Genomic DNA, 21,247 nt, shown 5'->3' with positions numbered 1-21,247 from the left:
CATGGCAGGGTACGGAACACGTTTGGTAAATTCGTATAACAAAGCATTTAAGAGTGATTCGCAACGCTTGGCGGTTTCGCTTCGCTCAAGTATAGCCAAGCACCGCTCACACCTTAATGCGGCGTTATACAAATTAGGAGAGAACATTGAGTCCAGTCGAACAATATGAGTCGTACATATCAACTTATTCCGACCTTATTTATTCCAAAGTGGCTTTGAAACTAGGAGTGTATCAAGCTCATGTGGAAGCTTTGGAGCGTGAACCATACGATATGAATCGCGCCAATCCCCTGATGCCACTGATGGTTGAATCAATTCAGATCGATTGTGTAATGACTGTTTCGAAGTTGATCGAGCACGGACGCGGGGATAGAACGTTTCAAAAATTTCTAGCTTTCGTTGAACGTAACATGAAAGCAATTAGCAAGGTTTACCCTGAAATTGAGATGTCCTTAGTTAATGAACAGCGGCAGGCTTTGAAAGAGGTAGAAAGTCAGGTTAGTAGTATCTTGACTCAGCGAGATAAGTATTTTGCACATGCCGATAAAAAGTACTTTTTCGACCAAAACAAAATTACAGACGACTTTCCTGAAACTTATAACGAACTAATCCAAATATTAAGGGCTTTACAGCGTATTGTTGGAAAGCATCAGCAACTTATGACGGGAGCTCATCCTATGTGTATGGCAGAATTCGCGTATGCATTTTCAGATAGAACCTTAAATCATGTAAAAGTTGCAGAAAAAGAATGGCATGCAACTTATAGACAAGGCGAAGAATGGTAAATTTGTATAACAAACGCTTCAAGACGGATTCGCAACGCTCGGCGTTTTTGGTTTGAATCGGGTTTTGTGTTTACGGTGTAACAATTAAGTGTCGTGGTAGCGTTGCTCACCACTTAAGCGGGCGTTAGGTTTATTGTCGATATCAGGAGGTCAATTTGATCATTCGTTTAATGACGGAAAAGGATTTACCAAGTGCAGCTCTAGTTCATAAGTCTGCGTTTGTTAGGCAAAACTACTCAAATGAATGGTTAGAATGTAATTTGAATGCCTTCCCACGTTACTTGATCTATGTAGCTGATATTGAAAATGAAATCGTCGGTTATATTATTTGGGTTCAGAAAAGTGGCTTTCGTCCTGAAGCCGTTTTGGAGTTAGAGCAACTAGCCGTCATGCCGAATTATCAGGGAAATGGTATTGGTCGAAAGCTGATCGTCGAATCATTGCCTCAGGTAAAAGGTCAGCTTGCTCTTAAACAATCTATTTTGAAGCACGTGTTGGTTACTACAAGAGCTGATAATTATGCTCAAGAATTATATAAAAGTACTTTAGGCGCTGAAGTCGAGACGACAATTTCCAATTTATATTCGGCCGATGAAGTGTTGATGATTGCCCGGAACATAGGCAAACAAACCTAACAAACGCTTTAAGACGGATTCGCAACGCTCGGCGGTTTTGGTTTGAGTTGGCTTAAGTGTTTACGGTGGAATAATTGAGTGTAGTGGTAGTGTTGCTCACCACTTAAGCGGGCGTTAGTTGCCAACGAGAAAATCGTATCTAAAAAAGAATGTTTAGGCCTAATTGTTCGTGTGCTTTGCTCGATTCTGCACTTCGAACTTCGGGATCTTGGTTCGCGGAAATTGAGCTTCGATCTTTTCCTAGTTTGGAGTTTGGTTTGCAGTTTCAGAAGCCACCTTGTTTGTTGAAAGTCAGTTCTTCGGCATTGCCTTTCCAAAAGGTATTTTTGGTGTTGTTATTCCGTTTTCTACTGCGTTTTGAGTCTCAAGTGGTTTCAGTGACAGGCGCTTTGAAATTGCGCCTGATTTGAGTTTTCCAAAATACGTAAAGCTAGTGTTGGCAACGCAGTAATTAACTTCAAATCAAAGCTTTAGGTTTGGCAACTAACAAAGTATTCAAGAGGGATTCACAACGCTTGGCAGTTTTGGTTTGAATTGGCTTTAGTGTTTACGGCACAATGGTTTAGGTTAGGTGGTAGCGTTGTTCACCCCTTAATGCGGCGTTATATCAATGGAGTACAAAATTTGGAAAGTCTGTACAAGTATTGTCCGGTTTATAATTTCGAAAACCTTGAAAATGAATATGCCATCCAAAACGTATTGAATAATCAAGTGACATTTTCGAAAAGAACAAATTTCAACGACCTTTTTGATTCCAAAATTGATTTCATCATACCCACTAAAAGTGAGCTTAGAGCCGTTCACGCGCAGCTAAAGGGTGCAGAAAAGCACGAGTTCAAACAGTTATTTTTTGGTGAGGCTGGACAAAGAAATTTTGAAGCTTTCCGTAGAAATGTAAACCAAAAATTCGATGAATACTTGTTTTTTTGTTTAACGGATAAACCTGACAATAATCTCATGTGGTCACATTACGCTAATTCTCATAAAGGCTTCTGTCTAGAATGGAACGTCAAAGATATAAACGCAGAAAAAGTAATTTACCAAGATTCAATAGCTCGCTTTGAGCTGCTTGATGTATTTAAAATGCAATTTGGTCTACTGGATAATGGAGAAGTCGGTAGGAAAATCTGGGAAGCTCTTAAAATTAAGTTAAGAGAGTGGGAATATGAAAGTGAGTACAGGGTCCAGTTCGGCTCAGACATGAAGCCTCTTATCAATAAGCAGGAACCAAACTACACGTTAGTCTCTTATAAACCAGAATGGATTACCGCTATAATCTTTGGCTGTCGTATGGACAAGCGTGCCATAGCCTATCTGGATGAAAAACTCCCTGCCTTTATCGAGCGCAGGTATGCTGTAGAAAGAAAAAGCAGTATCGAGATCGTAGTAACAAATTGATATAACAATCTGTTCAAGAGTGATTCGCAACGCGTGGCATTTTTACTATGCGTTGCATTTAGTGTTTAAGGTGGTATGCGGAGGCTTCGGTATTGCGTTGCTCACACCTTAACAGGGCGTTATAAGCTTTCAAGATACTGTTGAATTTGGAGATAAAAGTGTTTGAAGTTCGCGAAGCCATAGATGAAGACTACGAGTTCCTATTTGAGCTAAAGAAGGCTGCCGAATACGAACCAGTAAAAGCTGTTTTTGGTTGGGACGAAAACGTACAAAAAGAAATTCATCGCAATGAGTGGAATGAAGCGAAACCAACCATAATAGAAATTGAAGGGGCACCTGTTGGTAGTTACCTAGTTCAGGCCCATCCTGAGCACTTATATTTTGGTCGCTTTTTCTTGTTACCACACTGCCAAGGTCAAGGTGTTGGTAGCCAAGTTTTGAAAACTGTAATTCAACTTGCTAATGAAAAATCACTGCCAATTAAGCTTTGTTATTTGCAAGGTAACAGAGTAGGGCAACTATATAAAAGGTTTGGCTTTGAGGTAGCAAGGCAAGATGAACAGTTCGTGCATATGCTCAAACCACGCTTATAACAAAGCGTTTAAGGTGGATTCACAACGCTTGGCAGTTTTGGTTTGAATCAACTTTAGTGTTTACGGCACAATGGTATAGGTAAGGTGGTCGCGTTGTTCACCACTTAACGCGGCGTTATGTTTATAGGGAAAAACGTGGAAATTATCGAACTATTTGTAAGTATATCAAGTGAATACTTTAGACCTATATTGGTACTAGTTACATCCATATTCGCAATTTACTTCGCGTGGAAAAAAGTTGGTCATAGTATTACTGTTCAATACTCAATAGCACATGAGGGTTTTAGTGCTCCACGGATAAATGAAATAATATAGAGCAACAATAAAGATAAACCAGTAAGCGTATATTCAATTTATGCGACGTTCGATAACGACCTGTTATTGGAGCTCAAGAAGTTCTCGCCACCAGAAGTCTTAAAGTCTTATGAAACCATTGGTATTTTCACAGACCAATATAGTGCACTAAGAGTGAATAATGATGGCTTCTCCCCCAATTTTCTTGGCGCAGAAATCTGGGTTGAGTCTGCTGAGAAAACCATAAGATGCAAGGCTCGCAAACGCCAAAACCTTCTAGCTAACTACAGAAAAATCAGTAAGGACTGCCATCAATACAATGGCTTCGTATTCGATGAAACAGTTGCATATATTCTAAGTTATGTTGTTGGTAATAAGCTTAAAACAGCCTTTATTCATTACTCGGGCTATATCGGTAACGAGTGGGACTTTAGCCCTAATCACTTAGGCGATGAATCAAAAGTAAATGTGGCAACAATCATGGTAATGCTTACTGAAACGGGTTTGGGAGAGCTTTTTTCTGACTACCAAGTAATTGAGGTGGTGGCAAAAGGGTGGGGAACGGAAGTTGTGGCAAATAAACATAACAAAGCGTTTAAGACAGATTCGCAACGCTCGGCATTTTCGGTTTGATTCAGCTTTAGTGTTTACGGCACAATGGTTTAGGTTTTGTGGTTTGCGTTGCTCACTACTTAACGCGGCGTTAGCTGTTTTTGGTCAAATCAAGCAAGGATGTACATGGAATATAAACTAGATATTGAACCGTCAGATAGCGATATCAATGAAGTTCGTAGTGGTTTAATCAAACATAATACGCCATTCTTGGAAGGTATTTCGAAGTCTCAGGTTGGCTATTATGCGCTGAGGGACGAGAAGAAAGTTGGTGGTATTATTGCTGACCTTTGGGGCAATTGGTTGCTTATTAAATTCCTTTGGGTTGATGATTCAGTACGGGGTAAGCAAGTGGGTAGTGAATTGATCAAATTGTTAGAGGGGTATGCCGTATCTAAAGGTTGTAAGTCAGCCCTTGTCGATACTCTTAGCTTTCAAGCGAAGCCTTTCTACGAAAAGCAAGGCTACAAGTGTCAAATGGTTCTGGACAACTATCCAATGGATTCGTCGCTTTCATTTTTGACCAAAACACTCGTGGAAGAATAAACAGCTAACAAACGCTTTAAGACGGATTCGCAACGCTTGGCGGTTTTGGTTTGAATTGGCTTCTGTGTTTAAGGTGCAATAATTGAATTTTGTGGTAGCGTTGCTCACCACTTAAGCGGGCGTTATACAGCGGGGGTAATATGTCGAAAAAAATAGGGTTCTTCTTGAGAGTCTTTGATAACTCAAGATATAAAGAGGATTTTCTAGACGGCAAGATCTTTATGAATAGGCTTAGCTATTTTCGCCATATTGAAGGGGATTCTGAAGGCAACCGTGCTGATGAGCACGAAGGCGTTAATAGTTGGTGGCAACCAAATGATGTTACCTTAAACCTCAATGGACATTGTTTCTCTGATTTAGTTGCCCCTATCAGGATGAGACTTCAACATAATGACAATTACAATGTCTTTTGTCTGTTTGCAGCTACAACCGATAAAGTAAATTTGGTAGACCACATAGATTTTGAGGAAATAGCTAACGATTTTAGAGTTCCGAGCTCAGTTGGAAACTTGGGTGACCAGTTTGTGTTAGTACATAACCCTCGAGAGTTCATTAATCGAATCGTAGAGGCTGTTAAATCACAAGACTTTGTAGAAGGGAAAGCAGGGTTGGTCACTTACTATGATCCGGATACATTCTCTGGAGATTTTCGCGGTATTGACGCAGTGTTTGTTAAGCAGAACAACTTTTCACATCAAAGTGAATACAGGTTTGTAATTGACACCGGGCATTTGGGCAACGAGCCACTTATATTGAATATAGGTCCAATCCGAGACATAGCTACACCCGTTGATTCTTGGGATATACAAGTTGCTTTTGACGCCGGTGATATCGCTGTATAACAAAGCGTTTAAGACAGATTCGCAACGCGCGGCACTTTCGGTTTGAATCTGCTTTAGTGTTTACGGCACAATGGTTTAGGTAAGGTGGCAGTGTTGCTCACTACTTAACGCGGCGTTATACGCAGGGTGAGTTTTGCTGATTATTCCTTGTGCCAAAGTCACCTTTTCTTGTAGCTCATCGCTTTGTATTTCCTCGTGTTTTCGTTAAATTATTAGGTAATTCCCCCCAAACCTTCAGGTCCAAATTCGACGCGGTAGTGTTTGTTGAAACTCAGCTTTATCAAATTGTCGGTTTAAAAGGTTATGTGTTTGCTTAAATGTCGCTTTCTTTGGTCTGGTGTGTTCCAAGTGCGCTTCAATCATAGTCGCTGAAGATCTTAGCCTCACATAAATGCATCAATACACATAAAATGTCGTGCTTACAAAGCGGGGCTTGGCTTAAAATCGTAGCTTCAGTGCTGGGCGTATAACAAAGCATTTAAGAGCGATTCACAACGCGTGGCATTTTTGGTTTGCGTCGAGTTTTGTGTTTAAGGCGCAATGCGGTAGCCATTGTGTATTGCGTTGTTCACGCCTTAATGCGGCGTTAGCCGATACTCAGTTAAAGTTATAATAATTGGAGTTGAAATGAAGTTCAGAAATGAAGCATACAGTGATTTGGTGAAGGATCTAATGCAAGAGGCCTTTTATATCCAACGAACAAATCGAGGAAAAATAGCGTCCATTCGACAGTATGCTGAAGTGGTTATAAGGAAATTACTCGATCTTCCAGCTAGTGAGAAAGTTACTTTAGGTGATAAGAGTGTTGTTAAAAGGTTGAAAGAAGTAAGTGATGATAACCAATTCTTGATGCTTGCTGTAGAATCGATTCGTTTGGCTGGGAACAAATGTACGCACACACAAGAAACCGGTTCGATTAGCGATAAAGAAGTAGAAGACTGTATTGACGCATTATTTAAAATATACGCTAGCCTTCTAATTATTTACTTCAAGAAAAACAAGTTCGGAACTAATAATGAAGTAATGACTGCTTTCTCTATCTTGCCCCCAATTATCAGATATTTAGTTTTAAATGAAATTTATCAAAATGAATATCAAAATTTATCTGTTATCGATAAACTTAGCCTTGTCCTTCTAAAAGCCTTTGATAAAGATAAGGCGGTCTCTTGGGTTGAAGCTCGACGAGAAGAGTTGTCCCAAATATTGCCGTACACAGATGAAGCAATTGAAAACTTGAGAAAAACTCAGGGTGACTTTGTAGCTCAGCATGTCATCGATAATGCACCCGATAGCATGTACACGGTTTGCATTGAGCGTATACATGAAGTAGAGCTTACGCTCCAGAAAAACGGGTTACTGTATAATAACTTTGAACAAGCTAAGAAATTGTACTTAGAAAAAGGGATTTTAGACGGACATCAAGACGAGATTGTAGAGTTTAACTCAATTATGGAGTTTTTGTATTTAGGTAGGAACGAAGACGACAATCCAAATCTTGATAATTTAGATTCTTACGTCACGCTTCACTAGCGGCTAACAAAGCATTTAAGAGTGATTCCCAACGCTTGGCATTTTCCATTCCATCGTTGGGTTTTGTGTTTACGGTGGTATGGTTGGGTTTCGTGGTCGCGTTGCTCACACCTTAATGCGGCGTTATGTGGCAAAGGAGATATATGGAAATTTCATTATTAGCGGACCATCAGCAATACGTATCCAAAATAGCTAATTGGTACTTCGATGAGTGGGCTTCAAAAGTACCGAATGTCACAGTAGAAATGGTGCAAAATGATATTGGGCTTAAAGCATCAAACACAGGTATTCCTTTTAACCTTGTGGCACATGAGCACGGTGAGCTTATTGGTACGTTGGAGCTTAAACTCAGAGAAAATAAGAACTATCCAGAGTATGAGCATTGGGTTGGTGGTGTCTATGTTCCAATTTCAAAGCGCGGGAATGGAGTAGCGAAAGCTTTATTAAACAAAGCAAAGGAAATCGCTGTAAAACATGGTGTGGCTAGGCTTTATCTGCAATGTGAAAATCATAATGTAGGTCTGTATAATGGACAAGGTTTTAAAGCTCTACATCAATCAACTAGTAATAATCTTGAAACCACAATAATGGTGTGGTGCGCAGCCACATAACAAAGCGTTCAAGAAGGATTCGCAACGCGTGGCATTTTCACTATGCGTTGCTTTTAGTGATTGAGGTGGTATGCGGCGACTTTGGTATTGCGTTGCTCACCCCTTAACGCGGCGTTAGTTGCCAACGAGGAAAACTCAGCTAATACAGAATATCTAAGGCTAATGTCCGTGTGTTGTTAGTTCGTTTTCGTATTTCAACTTTTAGCTATTTGGGTTTGTGAAAATCGAGCTTTGGTTTTTCTGTTTCAGAAGCCAATTCACTTGTTGAGAGTCAGCTCTGTGATATTGTCATTTTCAAATGAGTTTTTAGGTGTTGTTAGGCTGTATTCTACGGCGCTGTTTGTTCCAAGTGGTTTCAGTGACAGGCGCTTTGAAACTGCGCCTGATTTGAGTTTTTCAAAGCACGTAAAAACAGTGTTGGCAAAGTGGCAATCAACCTCAAAGAAAAGCTTTAGGTTTGGCAACTAACAAAGCATTCAAGAGGGATTTACAACGCTAGGCAGTCTTGGTTTGAATCAGATTAAGTGTTTACGGCACAATGGTTTAGGTTAGGTGGTGGCGTTGTTCACCCCTTAATGCGGCGTTAGTTGCCAACGAGGGAAAACGCAGCTAAAGCAAAATGTTTAAGGCTAAGGTTCGTTTGGTTTTGCCCAGTCTTGTGCTCTGATTTTTAAGGTTTTGGGTGTGAATAAATCGCGCTTCGTTCTTTTGCTGGTTTGCTGTTTCAGAAGTCGATTAGTTTGTTGAATGTCAGCTCTGCGACTTTGTCTTTCCAAAAGAGCTTTTCGGTGTTGCTAGTCCGTTTTCTACGGCGTTGCGCGTTCCAAGTGGTTTTAGTAACAGGCGCTTTGAATCTGCGTCTGATTTTAGTTTTTCAGCGTACGTAAAGTTAGTGTTGGCAAAGCGGCAATCAACTTCAAATCAAAGCTTTAGGTTTGGCAACTAACAAAGCATTCAAGAGGGATTCACAACGCTTGGCAGTTTTGGTTTGAATCGACTTTAGTGTTTACGGCACAATGGTTTAGGTTGGGTGGTGGCGTTGTTCACCCCTTAATGCGGCGTTAGGCAAATTGGGGAGAATAGCTCTCCCCACATGATACTAGCCTTTGGTTGATTTCGGGTCATTTCCATAGCTATGCTTAGCTCTGATTTGACCGTTATCACCACGGTGTATGGATACTTCAGATTGAGCCTTTTTAGCTAACTCTCGTGTAGCTTCAAAAACTTCTTTCTGTGTTTCCCCAACGACGCTAGCTCTACTAGCATCTTGTCGTTCGCCTCGCCACTTACCATCAGCGCCTTGATATACGTTGTAATCATTGTCGGACATCGATTAAATCCTCATATTTGTTAGTCGAAACTGGATCACCCGCGTGCGTGCAACCGCACATAAATAGACATGGGGTTATATACAGTAAATTCAAGGATCGTTGAAAAATTTGCCTAACAAAGCGTTTAAGACGGATTCACAACGCGTGGCATTTTTGGTTTGATTCAGCTTAAGTGTTTACGGCACAATGGCTTAGGTTTGGTAGTCGCGTTGTTCACCACTTAACGCGGCGTTATGTGCCAGTTCGGATACGGAGAAACATTCGATGGAAAAGTGGTTGATAGAAGCGAGTGAAGCGTTGGATGAAGCTCTGCATGCGATTGCTTCTGGAGAAATACCAAAGGAAAATATGTATCAGCTAGCATCAGTTTTTTACTCTAAACGAAATCATATGAACAATGATGCTTTGTTTGAACTGATGAATAACGAAATTGATGAGCAAGTTAAAACAGACTGGTCACTCGATCCTAACTCGAAAAAGCAGTACAAGTTTCACTTTGTATCGTCTTATCTGCTTTGCTTTGTTGTAGCAGGTAAAATTGATGATTTCTTCTACGATCAAGTCATGGAATACGTGAACGAGAACTTGGACTTATTTGAAGACTAGGGCAACGTAAATCCGGCACATAACAAACGCTTCAAGACGGATTCGCAACGCTCGGCGGTTTTGGTTTGAATCAGCTTAAGTGTTTTCGGTGCAATAATTGAGTATGGTGGTAGCGTTGCTCACCACTTAAGCGGGCGTTAGTTTGCAAGAGGAAAAACGCAGCTATATCGCAAGACCTACCAGTAAAAGCTCAAAGTTGAAATTGTCGTATTGGCGTTCAATTTCAGTGTTAATTAGCGTGGTGAAAATCCAAAATTGGCATCGTTTCAACGGTTGGTTTGTTCTTTGGTGCAGCGACTTTTGGGCTCACTGAGTCGAACTGTTTTGCTGAAACTCTGTTCGTTGAGTTTGTTGGTACAAAAGCCGATTTACTCGCTGAAATGGCGTTTTCTCTGGTGTGGTAAGTTCACGTGGTTTCTGTGGCTTTGTTGAAAGTTCGCATTGTGAGATTGGTTTTCCAAAAGCACTTTTTGGTGTTGTGAGTTCGTTTTCTGCGGCGTTGTTTGTTCCAAGTGGTTTCATTGACTAGCCGCTTTGAGACTACGCCTGACTCAAATGCATCAAAGCACATAAGTTTTATTGTTTGCAAAGTTTAAAATAACGTAAAATCAACCCATTGGGTTTGCAAACTAACAAACTGCTCAAGAGGGATTCACAACGCGTGGCATTTTTACTATGCGTTGATTTTAGTGATTAAGGTGGTATGCAGTGGCTTCGGTATTGCGTTGTTCACCCCTTAGCAGGGCGTTAGTACTGGATTGGCATCAACGGTAAAATTTTCGGAGTTTATCGGTGTCTTTTCCTTGTTTTACATCTGGTCAAATGTGCCTTTCACGTTCTTTCCGGTGGCACTATATGAGTTGTGTTCGCGTTGATTTCACCGTTTACGGTTTCTAACTTTCGGGCTATTTCTCTGGTGCGGCTTCTTTGGTGTTGAGAAATTTTCGTCAAAAAACGAGTTTCTTTGGCGCGGTTGTTTAGTTCTGAAGCCCGTCTTCTTTGCTAATTTGAAAACGGTGAAAATAGGTCAGTTAAGCAAGTTTTTCTTCTAGCCAACTTGCGTTTTGAGAGTGAGTTCTAGTTTGGCCGTTGTCCCTTTGGTGTCAGCGTTTTAAGCCATAACTTTCGTGCTATATTTCAATATCTTGGTGTATGCCAAAGGCTTTAAGGGCAGCGTACTAACAAACAATTCAAGAGGGATTCGTAACGCGTGGCATTTTTACTATGCGTTAATTTTAGTGATTAAGGTGGTTTGCGGTGGCATCGGTGTTGCGTTACTCACCCCTTAATTGGGCGTTAGGCGACGGGCGGCAAATATTTCTGGTCTAATTTTCTTCACCCCTTTGGCCGCTCATTTTTCTAAGTCGGCAACTCCGCATTGTCGACTTAAATTCTTGAATCACTCAACCCGTAAAACATGCCAAACTTCGTGGATTGCCTCATTGGTTTTCAGTGTTGGTCGGTGGTGAGTTTCACTGGCTCAACGTGTGGGAAGGGCAAGTTTACTGAGGCTTTCGTGTTTGCTAATAGTTTCCAACTTGAGTCTCGGTGGCTAAAAAGCAACTCTGTCGCTGCAAGTTCGCATTTCGTGGCTGTGGAAAATTTGGCTGAAACATAGTGGTTTTTGTGGTTCTTGAATCCCAAAAAGTCAGTGGGTGTTTGGTAGGTTATTGGGTTTCAGGTAATCTGCTTTCAAGCCAATGTAAACATCAGTGGTAAAGTTCGCCTAACAAAGCATTTAAGAGGGATTCACAACGCTTGGCAGTTTTGGTTTGAATTGGCTTAAGTGTTTACGGCACAATGATTTAGGTTAGGTGGTGGCGTTGCTCACCCCTTAACGCAGCGTTATGCGACAAGGCTAAATTTTTAGGTTTCTTCAATTTCGTTGTCTTTGACCATTCGTTTTTCGGTTTCGGCAAGTCAGTATTTCTGGTTCAAATTCTTGAATTTCTCCAACCGTAAAACATACAAAGTTCGTGAAGTTGCCTCATTCAAAATCGTATTTAGTCTTGGAAAGTTCTTTAGGCTTAAAGTGCTGCAAATGACAAGTTTATGGAAAGCCGGTGCTCGCTGAAATTTCGGCTCGTTAGGTTTCTCGCGAGAAAAAGCGGATTCTTTGCTGTAACTCAGCGTTCATCGCTCGTAGCGGCCTTTTTAGAAAATGTTGAGTTCGTTGGTTCTTGAATCACAAAAAGTTATCTGCACGTTTGTAGTTTTTCGTGTTTAAGGTAATGTTTTCGTTGCGTAATCTGGCATTGTCGAAAATTCGCATAACAAACAATTTAAGCAGATTCGCAACGCTTGGCAGTTTTGGTTTGCAGTGAGTTTTGTGTTTATGGTGCAATGCGGCAGCTTTTGTAGTGCGTTGCTCACTACTTAATTGGGCGTTATGTGAATAGGGAAATTATGCAGCAACTGATTAAAAGTGAACGATTAATATTAAGACCATTTTCTCTGTCTGACGCTAAGCGTGTTGCAGAGTTGGCTGGCGACAAGCAAATTTCAGAAATGACGGCAAATATTCCTTATCCATATAGCGTCAGTGATGCTGAAAATTGGATTCGTACTCACGCAGCGTTATTTTTGAGTGGTAAAGGTGTTGTCTATGCCATTGTCTTAAAAGATAGTTCTGAGCTTATTGGTGCTATTAGTTTTCCAAAACTGGAAAATGGTTTGGGTATTCTAGGTTATTGGTTAGGCGTCCCTTACTGGGGTTGTGGTTATGCTACAGAAGCATCTAAGGTTCTGATTTCATATTCAAAAAAGCACTATGGTTTAACAAGGTTAAAAGTAATGCATTTAGTCGGAAATGAGCGTTCAAAGTCAGTTATTGAAAAGCTTGGTGTAAAATACGTGGGCGATCAGATAAACCGCATGCAAGGGAAAGATCGTGAAGTAAGTGTTTATATATCAGAGGTATAAATTCACATAACAAACAGTTTAAGAGGGATTCAGCACGCGTGGCATTTTTGGTATGCGGTGATTTCGGTGTTGAAGTGCCATGCAGTAACATCGGTATTGCGTGCTTCACCCCTTAACTGGGCGTTAGTTGCCAGCGGTAAAACGCAGCTAAGGCAGAAAATTTAGGGCTAATGAAATTTTCAGTTTTGCTCGATTTTTGTCTGGTTGTGGTTTGTTGAAATTGCGTTCGACTTTTAATGTTGTAGTTTTGTTTTGCCGTTTCAGACGCTAATTTACACGTTGAAAGTCAGCTTTGTGACATTGTCTTTTCAAAAGGTTTATTGGGTGCTTTTAGTCAGTTTTCTACGGCGTTGTAAGTTCCAAGTGGTTTCAGTAACAGTCGCTTTGAAACTGCGCCTGATTTGAGTTTTTCAAAACGATCAAAAACGGTGTTGGCAAAGTGGAAATTGACTGGAAATCAGAGGTTTAGAATGGCAACTAACAAAGCGTTTAAGGCAGATTCGCAACGCTTAGCATTTTCGGTTTGCTTTGAATTTCGTGTTTACGGCACAATGGTTTAGGTTAGGTGGTAATGTTGCTCACTACTTAACGCGGCGTTAGTTTGCAAGAGGAAAAACGCGGCTATATCGCAAGATCAAGTGGTAAAAGCTCAAAGTCGAAATTGTCGTATCGGCGTTCAATTTCAATGTTAACTAGCGTGGTGAAAATCCAAAATTATCATCGTTTCAACGGTTGATTTGTTCTTTTGTGCGGCGACTTTTGGGTTAACTGAGTTGAACTTTTTTGCTGAAATTCTGCTCGTTGAGTTTGTTGGTACAAAAGCCGATTTACTCGCTGAAATGACGTTTTCTCTGGTGTGGTAAGTTCCACGTGGTTTCAGTGGCTTTGTTGAAAGTCCGCATTGTGAGATTGGTTTTCCAAAAGCGCTTTTTGGTGTTGTGAGTTCGTTTTCTGCGGCGTTGTTTGTTCCAAGTGGTTTCATTGACTAACCGCTTTGATACTACGCCTGACTTAAGTGCATCAAAGCACATAAGGTTTGTTGTTCGCAAAGTTTAAAACAACGTAAAATCAACCCGTTGGGTCTGCAAACTAACAAACTGCTCAAGAGGGATTCACAACGCGTGGCATTTTTACTATGCGTTGATTTTAGTGATTAAGGTGGTATGCAGCGGCTTCGGTATTGCGTTGCTCACCCCTTAGCAGGGCGTTAGTTTTATGGAGGAAATATTGTGGAAATCTGGAAGTTATTGTTCTTTATACCTGCGTGTTTTGCGCTCAATATGACACCAGGGCCAAACAATCTATTATCAATGAATAATGCTCGTTGCTATGGCTTCAAGTCTGCATTTATTGCTGGTCTTGGCCGGATTGCAGCGTTCACAGTAATGATCGCGTTAGCTGCTTCAGGTTTGGCGGTGGTGCTTTACGCATCTGAGACCCTATTTCTAACCATTAAAATCGTAGGTGCGGCGTACTTGTTGTGGATTGCCTTTAATCTATGGCGTTCGGAGACAAGTCCCGTCGCTAAACTAGAAAATACTTGCAACCGACTAGGTTTAGCTAAACAAGAATTTTTGTTAGCTGCTGGTAATCCGAAGGCGATCTTAATTTTTACTGCTTTTCTTCCACAGTTCGTTGATGTTTCGGCTAGTGTAAATGAACAGTTCTTTGTTTTAGGGGCTACGTTCCTAATATTAGAAATGGGTGCAATATCGATTTATGCCATATTCGGAATATATTTAAGACAGTGGTTCACGAAACCGAAAATGGCGAAGCGCTTCAATAGAGGCTGCGCAACCTTTTTAGCTATGTCTGGAGCAAGCCTGTTACTAAGTCGCCAGCAATAAAACTAACAAACGCTTTAAGACGGATTCGCAACGTTCGGCGGTTTTGGTTTGATTTGGCTTTAGTTTTTACGGCGTAATAGTTAAGTATCGTGGTAGCGTTGCTCACCACTTAAGCGGGCATATTCCCGAGTTATCCAAACGTTTTTGAAAAGGAAAAAAATTGAATACTAAAGGTGGAGTTGCAACATTTACTGGCTTTCAGCTTGAGCAGCTATGTAAAGAAATTTTGATTGCAAATAATTGGGTTGTCGAAAATTTGAATCCAACTATAAATATTGGGTGCGATGCAGACATTATAGCTCGTGAACCAACAACTCAGAGTAAAGTTGTATTTGAAGTGAAATATACACGCAATACCACTTATCCTACACCAGCTTTGAAGGTTGCCACTGAGAGGTTGGTTAAATTAGCTCATGAAATACAAGTATCCAAGGCTGTACTAATTGTTGCGACAAATATAAAGCCAGAAATACAGTCCCGAGTTGAAAAGCAGTTCAACATTCAGATAATTAATCTCGATGGCTTGTTATCGCTAGCTAGTGTTGATTTAGAATTACTTGGGAGACTCATCAAATTATGTGAAGTGGATTTATCAGAAAGAAAGTTAAGTGAAGATCTAGCTCATATCTTACACCCGAAGGTGATTCCAACTGAGTTTAATGAAAGTGGATTCTCGAATATCGAAACTCAGGGCAATAGTTTAAAAAATCGACTAAAGTCAATTCCGCATGGACGTGAAGGGTGCTATGAGTATGAAGATACAATGAGTGAAATATTGCAGTATCTTTTCGATGGCGATTTGAAAGGTTGGCATCAACAAGAAAGGACAACAGATGATTTGCACCGATATGACTTAATTTGCAGAGTCATTGATAAGTCTATGGTGTGGAGGTTTATTTCTTCAAATCTAGATTCTCGATATGTATTGTTTGAATTTAAAAATTATAAAGACAAGATAGGGCAAGCTCAAATTTACTCTACAGAGAAGTATTTATTCGAAAAAGCCAAACGAAAAGTATGCTTCTTAACTTCTAGAGAAGGGCCATCAGATAATGCCTTAATAGCTTGTCAGGGAGCTATGCGAGAACATGGGAAGCTTATCATCAACTTGGATGATGACGTTATTTGTTCTCTTATAGACAGCAAGATTTCCGGTGACGACCCAAATGAGATTTTGTTTGAGAGAGTAGATCAGTTTCTAATGAAGCTGCCTAGATAGGGAATATAACAAACAATTTAAGAGTGATTCCCCACGCTTGGCATTTTTGGCTTGGGTCTAGTTCAGTGTTTAAGGTGCCCAAATTGAGTGCAGTGGTCGCGTGGCTCACACCTTAATTGGGCGTTATAACCCATCGAAAATCAGAGTATACAGTATGGAAAAATTTGAATTCAGAACTATCTATTTTTGGGTGCACACTTCATTCTCTGCGATTTCTGTTGCGTTTTTTCTTAGCTTGCTGAGTGCTCAGCCAACGACGATTAACGCATTGTCGATAAAATTCGCGTCAGTGTTTTTTTGCATCAGCGTAATTTTAAATGCAAGCTTATCGCTCTTTTTGGCTTTATTTGGCAATATCAAAGGCTATGTTAATCGCATTTACTACACGCTTTATCCATGGAATGACCTAGGCAGTTTGCCCGCTATATCTATATATAGCTTCATGTTAGGCATGATTTCGTTGTTTAGCTATTACTCATATTTATATGCTTTTACGGCTGTAATTACGATCTTCTATACAGGCAATCGTATTCAATCCCAAGTAAACAAAGCTAATGCGGACGCCTTTGAAAAGGCACAAGATACGGAGTGAAATGGGTTATAACAATCAATTTAAGAGGGATTCACAACGCTTGGCACTTTTGCTTCTACTTCAAATTTAGTGTTTATGGCACAATGCTTTAGGTTTGGGTGGAGGCGTTGTTCACCCCTTAATTGGGCGTTAGCCGTCAGACAGTGAAACAAGGAAAGGAGTCTAAATTGAAAATAGCATTGGTCACCGGAGGCTCTAAAGGAATAGGGCTGGAAACTGTTCTTCGATTCGTGGACTTGGGCTATCAGGTGATAACCTGCTCTCGTTCTAAACAGTCATGGTTGGAGGCAGTGAATAAATTTCCACAATTAAGCGTTGTGGACTACCAAATTGTAGATATTTCCTCAGAGTCAGAGCTTGAAAAGCTCTTAGACCATATCAAGAATCAATACGGTTTCTTGGACATCGCAGTGAATAATGCGTCACCGGCTTTGGTATCCGGTGGTCAATTTAAAGAAGTCGAGGTCTTATGCTTACAGGAAACATTGAATGTCGATTTTTGGTCTCAAGCCTTGTGCTTAAGGCATGAGTTAAAGCTGATGAATGCAGGGGCCTCCATTGTTAACGTCAGCTCTGTGAATGGTTTAAGACCGACACCTAATGCCTCAATGTACAGCGCGTCCAAGCACGCGCTTGAAGGGTTAACCCGTTCTGTTGCTTTAGAGTGTATTGGCTCTGGAGTTCGTATTAATGCGGTAGCGCCAGGTGTGACATGGACACCACGGTGGGAAAGCAAGCAATTGGACTCACCAAACATTCGAAGTGAAGTTTCAGAGGTTGTGCCTATCAAACGCTTTGGTCATGCAGACGAAATAGTTAATGCCATTGAGTTTCTGGTCTCAGACAAGGCTAGCTACATCGTTGGTCACACGCTTGTAGTTGATGGCGGGCTATCCTTGGCATAAACGGCTAACAAGGCGTTTAAGAGGGATTCTCAACGCTTGGTAGTTTTGGTACAAAGGTTAGCTTTTGTGTTTATGGCGCAATGGTTTAAGTTGGGTGGTGTCGCGTTGTTCACCCCTTAACGCGGCGTTATGTTTACAAGGAGTTTATGTGAATATTTGGATTTTCAGTGCAGGAATAATCGGTTTGTTTACATCCTGCGTTCATATCTTTGCAGGGCAAATAGATCCTGTTAGACCTTTTCTTAAATCAGATTTGGCAGACATTCCTAAAGCGACATTGCTAGCCTGTTGGCATATGGTATCAGCTATTCTTGTTCTTTGTGGGTTTGTATTAACTTATGTTGGTTGGTTTAACTTAGACTCATTTCAAAATGTGGTCATCGGAATATCTGTATCTTTCATCACTTTTTCATTTGTGTTTATTGGTGTCGGCTGGTACTTTTTTAAAATTAAAACGTTCATAAAATTACCTCAGTGGGTGTTACTTTTGCCTATTGGAATTTTAAGTTTAATCGGGGTGATATAAACATAACAAAGCGTTTAAGACGGATTCACAACGCTCGGCATTTTCGGTTTGATTTAGTTTTAGTGTTTACGGCACAATGGCTTAGGCTGGGTGGTCGCGTTGTTCACCACTTAACGCGGCGTTAGAACAACAGGTAAGTAAGAATGGAGCCAAAATTGGAAAAGAAAAATGTGAATTATTTTGTCCGCAGCTTAATTAGTATTGTCGCTTTGGCTGTATCTGTGATGGCATTTCTTAGCTTTTTCTTAGCAGAACCTAAGTATCAAATTACTACAGGGATTATTACCCTTATAGCAATAGTTGTTGTTCTGGTTTTATCTGAGTCATTTAATAATTTGAGCATCGGAAAGGTGCTTACATTAAGCAATGAAGTTAAGAAAAAAGAATCAGAAAAAGAAACGATAAAAGATGAAAATAAAGTTTTGCGTCAAGAATTATTCAAGATTGTCGCAAATGTACAACAGTCTCAAGTAAACAATACTTATAACGCACCTTCAGATGAGTGGCTTAAAGCTTTAGGTGTCGTAAAGTCAGATGATGACGATGAAGAAAATGATGAAGACGAAATTTGTGACAATAATAGTGCACCGGATGAAAGTGAGCTTAACACACCTTCATCGGCAGTAAATAACAATGAATACGAGCGTAATAGGCGAAAATTGAGAAGATATTCCATTGATGCTGCATTAAACAAATATGCGTCTAGGCATCCAGCTCTAGAAACAGAGTTTGTCGAGCGTGTAGAGTTTTCTTCAGCATTTCATGCAATTGACCCGATAATGGACAGACGAATTGTATTCGATGGTTATTTGAAGAATGGCGATGACGAGATATTTGTTGAGGTTCGACATAAAGAAATGAACTCGTTAATGTTCCTGGATCGTTTATACTTAATGTTGTCGAAAATAAATCTGTATAGAGAAGCAAAAAATAGTAATGCTGAATTACTATTGTTAATAATTGAGACTCCATTCTTTGAATCTGATGGCAGAAATAAAGTTGATAGGTTGGTTGAATATTTTCAACCAGCAATAAAGAATGGTTTGCTGAGAATTGAGTACATGAAAATAACTGAGGAAGAAGCTGTGGCAGCATCTAATGGACACCAGCCACAGTTGTTCTAACAAAGCATTTAAGAGTGATTCGCAACGCTTGGCAGTTTCGCTTCGCTCAAGTATAGCCAAGCGCCGCTCACACCTTAATGCGGCGTTATGCAACTAGGGAGAATTCGGTGAAAGTTAAACTTATTTTTATTGTGCTACTGTCTTTTTCAGCCCGATCTCAAGAAATAGTCGCGAATTTAGAAGAGACCGGTTTACCAAAAGAAATAATCCACTTATTAGATCGTATCAGTATGTGTAATCATTGGGCTGATGAGTATGCCTATGATGCAGAAAGGCGCGTTCAGATTGAACAAGGTATTACCGAATCTAATTGTATCTCGTTGCCAAAAGACATTGAGGTGATGCGCACCAAATATAATAGTGATGTAAAGGTCATAAATACTTTAGATAGGCATCCAATTGTGTACTAACGCTCAAGCGTTTGTGAAAGTCGCATAACAAAGCGTTTAAGAGGGACTCCCAACGCTCGCCGATTTTAGTTCATAGTTTGGCTTATGTGTTTATGGCGCAATGTTTAAGTTTAAGTGGTATAGCGTTGTCGCCCCTTAACACGGCGTTATGTTTACTTGTATTTCAGTGGCTTAAAGTTTCTTCGATCTATGTTCTTTGTCCCTTTGGCAGTTCGTTCGAGTTACCTCAGCAAATCCACATTGTCGGCCTAAGTTCATGTATCACTCAACCCATAAAACATGCCAATATTCGTGGGTTGCTTCATTTTCAGGTCATGGCGGCTGGTTTTAAGTGTCACTGACTCTAAGTCGCTTTGAGCGTATTTTCCAGTCAGCATGTCGGCTTGGCAGTTGCCTCGGCAATTTGCCATTGTTCTGCGCTTTGGTTGGAAAGAGAGGGCGCTTGTTGAGCGTTTATCGGGTTGCCTCATTGGGCAGGGAAGTGGACTTACGCGCTTGGTGTTTCGTGCATCTGGTGGCCAAGTGCGTTTGGGCGTGTGACTGACTTCTTGAAATGCGGTCAAGAATGCAGCTCTTTACCAAATAAATCAGTCATTTGTGGTAAAACATAACAAACAATTCAACAGTGATTCGCAACGCTTGGCGCTCTCACTTCGGGTTGAATTTAGTGTTTACGGCGCAGTGTTTAAGTTCAGTGTATGCGCTGCTCACACGTTAATTGGGCGTTATGTGCTTGGAGGAAAAATGCAATATATCGAAGTCAAAAGTAGCCAGATTCCGCTAGATTTGCTGCTTGAAGCCGATCCTTCTGAAGTGAGTATTTCTTCATATTTATCCGATTCATGGTGCTTCGCTGCACTAGATAATGGGCGTGTTTTAGCAGCTTGCATAGTGAAGCCACAAACCAATAGCCTTGCTGAGATACTCAATGTCTCTGTATATCCAAAGTTACAAGGTCAAGGTGTTGGTTCTGAATTGCTTAAGTCGGTTCTGTCTCAGTTATCAAGTAAGGGAATCTCACGTGTTGAACTGGGTACAGGCACCTTTGGGTATCAACTGACTTATTATCAGCGTCTTGGCTTTAGGGTTGACTCAATCGTCAAAGATTACTTTTTGCTGAATTATCCAGAGCCAATCTATGAAAATGGTATTCAACACAAAGACATGCTGAGATTGTACGCACAACTTTAGTACGCACATAACAAAGCGTTTAAGAGGGATTCTCAACGCATGGCAGTTTTGGTTCAAAGTTTAGCTTTTGTGTTTATGGCACAATGGTTTAAGTTAGGTGGCATCGCGTTGTTCACCCCTTAACGCGGCGTTAGTTGCCAGCGGAAAAAACGCAGCTAAATCAGAATATTTAAGGCTAATAAATTTTGCATTTTTGCTCGGTTTTGCCCCTGGGTGTGGTTTTCTGAAGTTTCGTTTGATTGTTAATGCTGTGGTTTTGTTTTGCCGTTTCAGGCGCTAATTCACTTGTTGAAAGTCAGCTTTGTGACATTGTCTTTCCAAAGGTCTTTTTGGTGCTTTTCAGCCAGTTTTCTACGGCGTTGCTAGTTCCAAGTGGTTTCAGTGACAATCGATTTGAAACTGCGCCTGATTTGAGTTTTTCAAAGCGCATCAAAAACCGTGTTGGCAAAGTGGAAACAAACTGAAATCAAAGGTTTAGAATGGCAACTAACAAGGCGTTTAAGGCAGATTCGCAACGCTAGGCATTTTCAGTTTGCTTTGAATTTAGTGTATACGGCACAATGGTGTAGGTTAGGTGGCAATGTTGCTCACTACTTAACGCGGCGTTATACGAATAAGGAAATTCAGCAAATGGAAACAGTCTTAATTACAGGTGCTTCGAGGGGTATTGGACTCGAGTTAACTCGTCAATTTTTAGTCTTAGGTTATAACGTCATCTCGACTTATCG

At 40.6% G+C, this 21,247-nt stretch carries 22 protein-coding genes and 2 pseudogenes; 22 read left to right on the top strand and 2 right to left on the bottom strand.

Features of this window, described 5'->3' with window-relative positions; genetic code table 11:
* The first annotated feature begins 146 nt into the window (after nt 1-146).
* From L3V31_RS21195 to L3V31_RS22110, 10 genes and pseudogenes are all read left to right on the top strand, one after another.
* Nucleotides 147-785: a hypothetical protein gene (locus tag L3V31_RS21195; protein WP_102967349.1), complete on the top strand. Its 639-nt coding sequence runs from the start codon at nt 147-149 to the stop codon at nt 783-785.
* A 170-nt stretch (nt 786-955) separates the two neighbouring features.
* On the top strand, nt 956-1,420 hold the full coding sequence (locus L3V31_RS21190) for a GNAT family N-acetyltransferase (RefSeq protein WP_237319084.1): 465 nt from the start codon (nt 956-958) through the stop codon (nt 1,418-1,420).
* A gap of 624 nt (nt 1,421-2,044) precedes the next feature.
* Entirely contained in the window at nt 2,045-2,818 is a 774-nt protein-coding gene (locus L3V31_RS21185) for a DUF2971 domain-containing protein (RefSeq protein ID WP_237319078.1), read from the top strand.
* 158 nt (nt 2,819-2,976) lie between these two features.
* Entirely contained in the window at nt 2,977-3,411 is a 435-nt protein-coding gene (locus L3V31_RS21175) for a GNAT family N-acetyltransferase (protein ID WP_237319076.1), read from the top strand.
* 468 nt (nt 3,412-3,879) lie between these two features.
* The gene (locus L3V31_RS21170; protein WP_237319075.1) at nt 3,880-4,338 is read left to right on the top strand and encodes a hypothetical protein; all 459 of its coding nucleotides are present in this window, start codon (nt 3,880-3,882) and stop codon (nt 4,336-4,338) included.
* A gap of 105 nt (nt 4,339-4,443) precedes the next feature.
* Entirely contained in the window at nt 4,444-4,863 is a 420-nt protein-coding gene (locus L3V31_RS21165; protein ID WP_237319073.1) for a GNAT family N-acetyltransferase, read from the top strand.
* Nucleotides 4,864-5,003: 140 nt separating this feature from the next.
* Nucleotides 5,004-5,705: a hypothetical protein gene (locus L3V31_RS21155; protein ID WP_237319071.1), complete on the top strand. Its 702-nt coding sequence runs from the start codon at nt 5,004-5,006 to the stop codon at nt 5,703-5,705.
* Nucleotides 5,706-6,332: 627 nt separating this feature from the next.
* Complete coding sequence (locus L3V31_RS21145; protein ID WP_237319069.1) at nt 6,333-7,235, top strand: hypothetical protein; 903 nt, start codon at nt 6,333-6,335, stop codon at nt 7,233-7,235.
* A 143-nt stretch (nt 7,236-7,378) separates the two neighbouring features.
* Entirely contained in the window at nt 7,379-7,846 is a 468-nt protein-coding gene (locus L3V31_RS21140) for a GNAT family N-acetyltransferase (RefSeq protein WP_237319067.1), read from the top strand.
* A gap of 284 nt (nt 7,847-8,130) precedes the next feature.
* Nucleotides 8,131-8,314, top strand: a pseudogene (locus tag L3V31_RS22110) (hypothetical protein).
* Between the two features lie 631 nt (nt 8,315-8,945).
* Here the strand turns inward: L3V31_RS22110 and L3V31_RS21130 are convergent.
* Nucleotides 8,946-9,176, bottom strand: a complete 231-nt coding sequence (locus tag L3V31_RS21130) for a DUF2188 domain-containing protein (RefSeq protein ID WP_140344423.1) — start codon at nt 9,174-9,176, stop codon at nt 8,946-8,948.
* Nucleotides 9,177-9,441: 265 nt separating this feature from the next.
* Here L3V31_RS21130 and L3V31_RS21125 point away from each other — a divergent pair, with 265 nt between their 5' ends.
* From L3V31_RS21125 to L3V31_RS21065, 10 genes are all read left to right on the top strand, one after another.
* A complete protein-coding gene (locus L3V31_RS21125; RefSeq protein ID WP_237319064.1) occupies nt 9,442-9,783 on the top strand; it encodes a hypothetical protein in 342 nt (113 codons plus the stop codon).
* Nucleotides 9,784-12,189: 2,406 nt separating this feature from the next.
* A complete protein-coding gene (locus L3V31_RS21110) occupies nt 12,190-12,705 on the top strand; it encodes a GNAT family N-acetyltransferase (protein WP_237319062.1) in 516 nt (171 codons plus the stop codon).
* A complete protein-coding gene (locus L3V31_RS21105; RefSeq protein ID WP_237319079.1) occupies nt 12,693-12,821 on the top strand; it encodes a DUF3265 domain-containing protein in 129 nt (42 codons plus the stop codon). The genes L3V31_RS21110 and L3V31_RS21105 overlap by 13 nt, the downstream gene beginning before the upstream one ends.
* A 1,113-nt stretch (nt 12,822-13,934) precedes the next feature.
* Nucleotides 13,935-14,552, top strand: coding sequence for a LysE family translocator (locus L3V31_RS21095; protein ID WP_237319060.1), 618 nt, complete (start codon nt 13,935-13,937; stop codon nt 14,550-14,552).
* A 160-nt stretch (nt 14,553-14,712) separates the two neighbouring features.
* On the top strand, nt 14,713-15,771 hold the full coding sequence (locus tag L3V31_RS21090; RefSeq protein ID WP_237319057.1) for a restriction endonuclease: 1,059 nt from the start codon (nt 14,713-14,715) through the stop codon (nt 15,769-15,771).
* A 154-nt stretch (nt 15,772-15,925) separates the two neighbouring features.
* Nucleotides 15,926-16,363, top strand: a complete 438-nt coding sequence (locus tag L3V31_RS21085) for a hypothetical protein (protein WP_237319055.1) — start codon at nt 15,926-15,928, stop codon at nt 16,361-16,363.
* A 167-nt stretch (nt 16,364-16,530) separates the two neighbouring features.
* The gene (locus tag L3V31_RS21080; protein WP_237319053.1) at nt 16,531-17,268 is read left to right on the top strand and encodes an SDR family oxidoreductase; all 738 of its coding nucleotides are present in this window, start codon (nt 16,531-16,533) and stop codon (nt 17,266-17,268) included.
* 148 nt (nt 17,269-17,416) lie between these two features.
* Nucleotides 17,417-17,794, top strand: a complete 378-nt coding sequence (locus L3V31_RS21075; protein WP_237319052.1) for a hypothetical protein — start codon at nt 17,417-17,419, stop codon at nt 17,792-17,794.
* A 143-nt stretch (nt 17,795-17,937) separates the two neighbouring features.
* Entirely contained in the window at nt 17,938-18,918 is a 981-nt protein-coding gene (locus L3V31_RS21070) for a hypothetical protein (RefSeq protein WP_237319050.1), read from the top strand.
* A 107-nt stretch (nt 18,919-19,025) separates the two neighbouring features.
* Nucleotides 19,026-19,328: a hypothetical protein gene (locus L3V31_RS21065; RefSeq protein WP_237319048.1), complete on the top strand. Its 303-nt coding sequence runs from the start codon at nt 19,026-19,028 to the stop codon at nt 19,326-19,328.
* Nucleotides 19,329-19,582: 254 nt separating this feature from the next.
* Here L3V31_RS21065 and L3V31_RS21060 read toward each other — a convergent pair whose 3' ends face one another.
* A complete protein-coding gene (locus tag L3V31_RS21060; protein WP_237319085.1) occupies nt 19,583-19,891 on the bottom strand; it encodes a hypothetical protein in 309 nt (102 codons plus the stop codon).
* 181 nt (nt 19,892-20,072) lie between these two features.
* On the opposite strand from L3V31_RS21060, the gene L3V31_RS21055 reads away from it, so the two are divergent.
* Together L3V31_RS21055 and L3V31_RS21045 are read left to right on the top strand one after the other, a co-directional pair.
* Nucleotides 20,073-20,519, top strand: a complete 447-nt coding sequence (locus L3V31_RS21055; protein WP_237319047.1) for a GNAT family N-acetyltransferase — start codon at nt 20,073-20,075, stop codon at nt 20,517-20,519.
* Between the two features lie 630 nt (nt 20,520-21,149).
* Nucleotides 21,150-21,247 (top strand): annotated as a pseudogene (locus L3V31_RS21045) (Short chain dehydrogenase); the annotation flags it as partial.

It is taken from the genome of Vibrio sp. J1-1 (assembly GCF_021728395.1).
In the GTDB taxonomy this organism is placed as follows: Bacteria; Pseudomonadota; Gammaproteobacteria; order Enterobacterales; family Vibrionaceae; genus Vibrio.
This window is presented reverse-complemented; position numbering and strand designations above follow the sequence as displayed.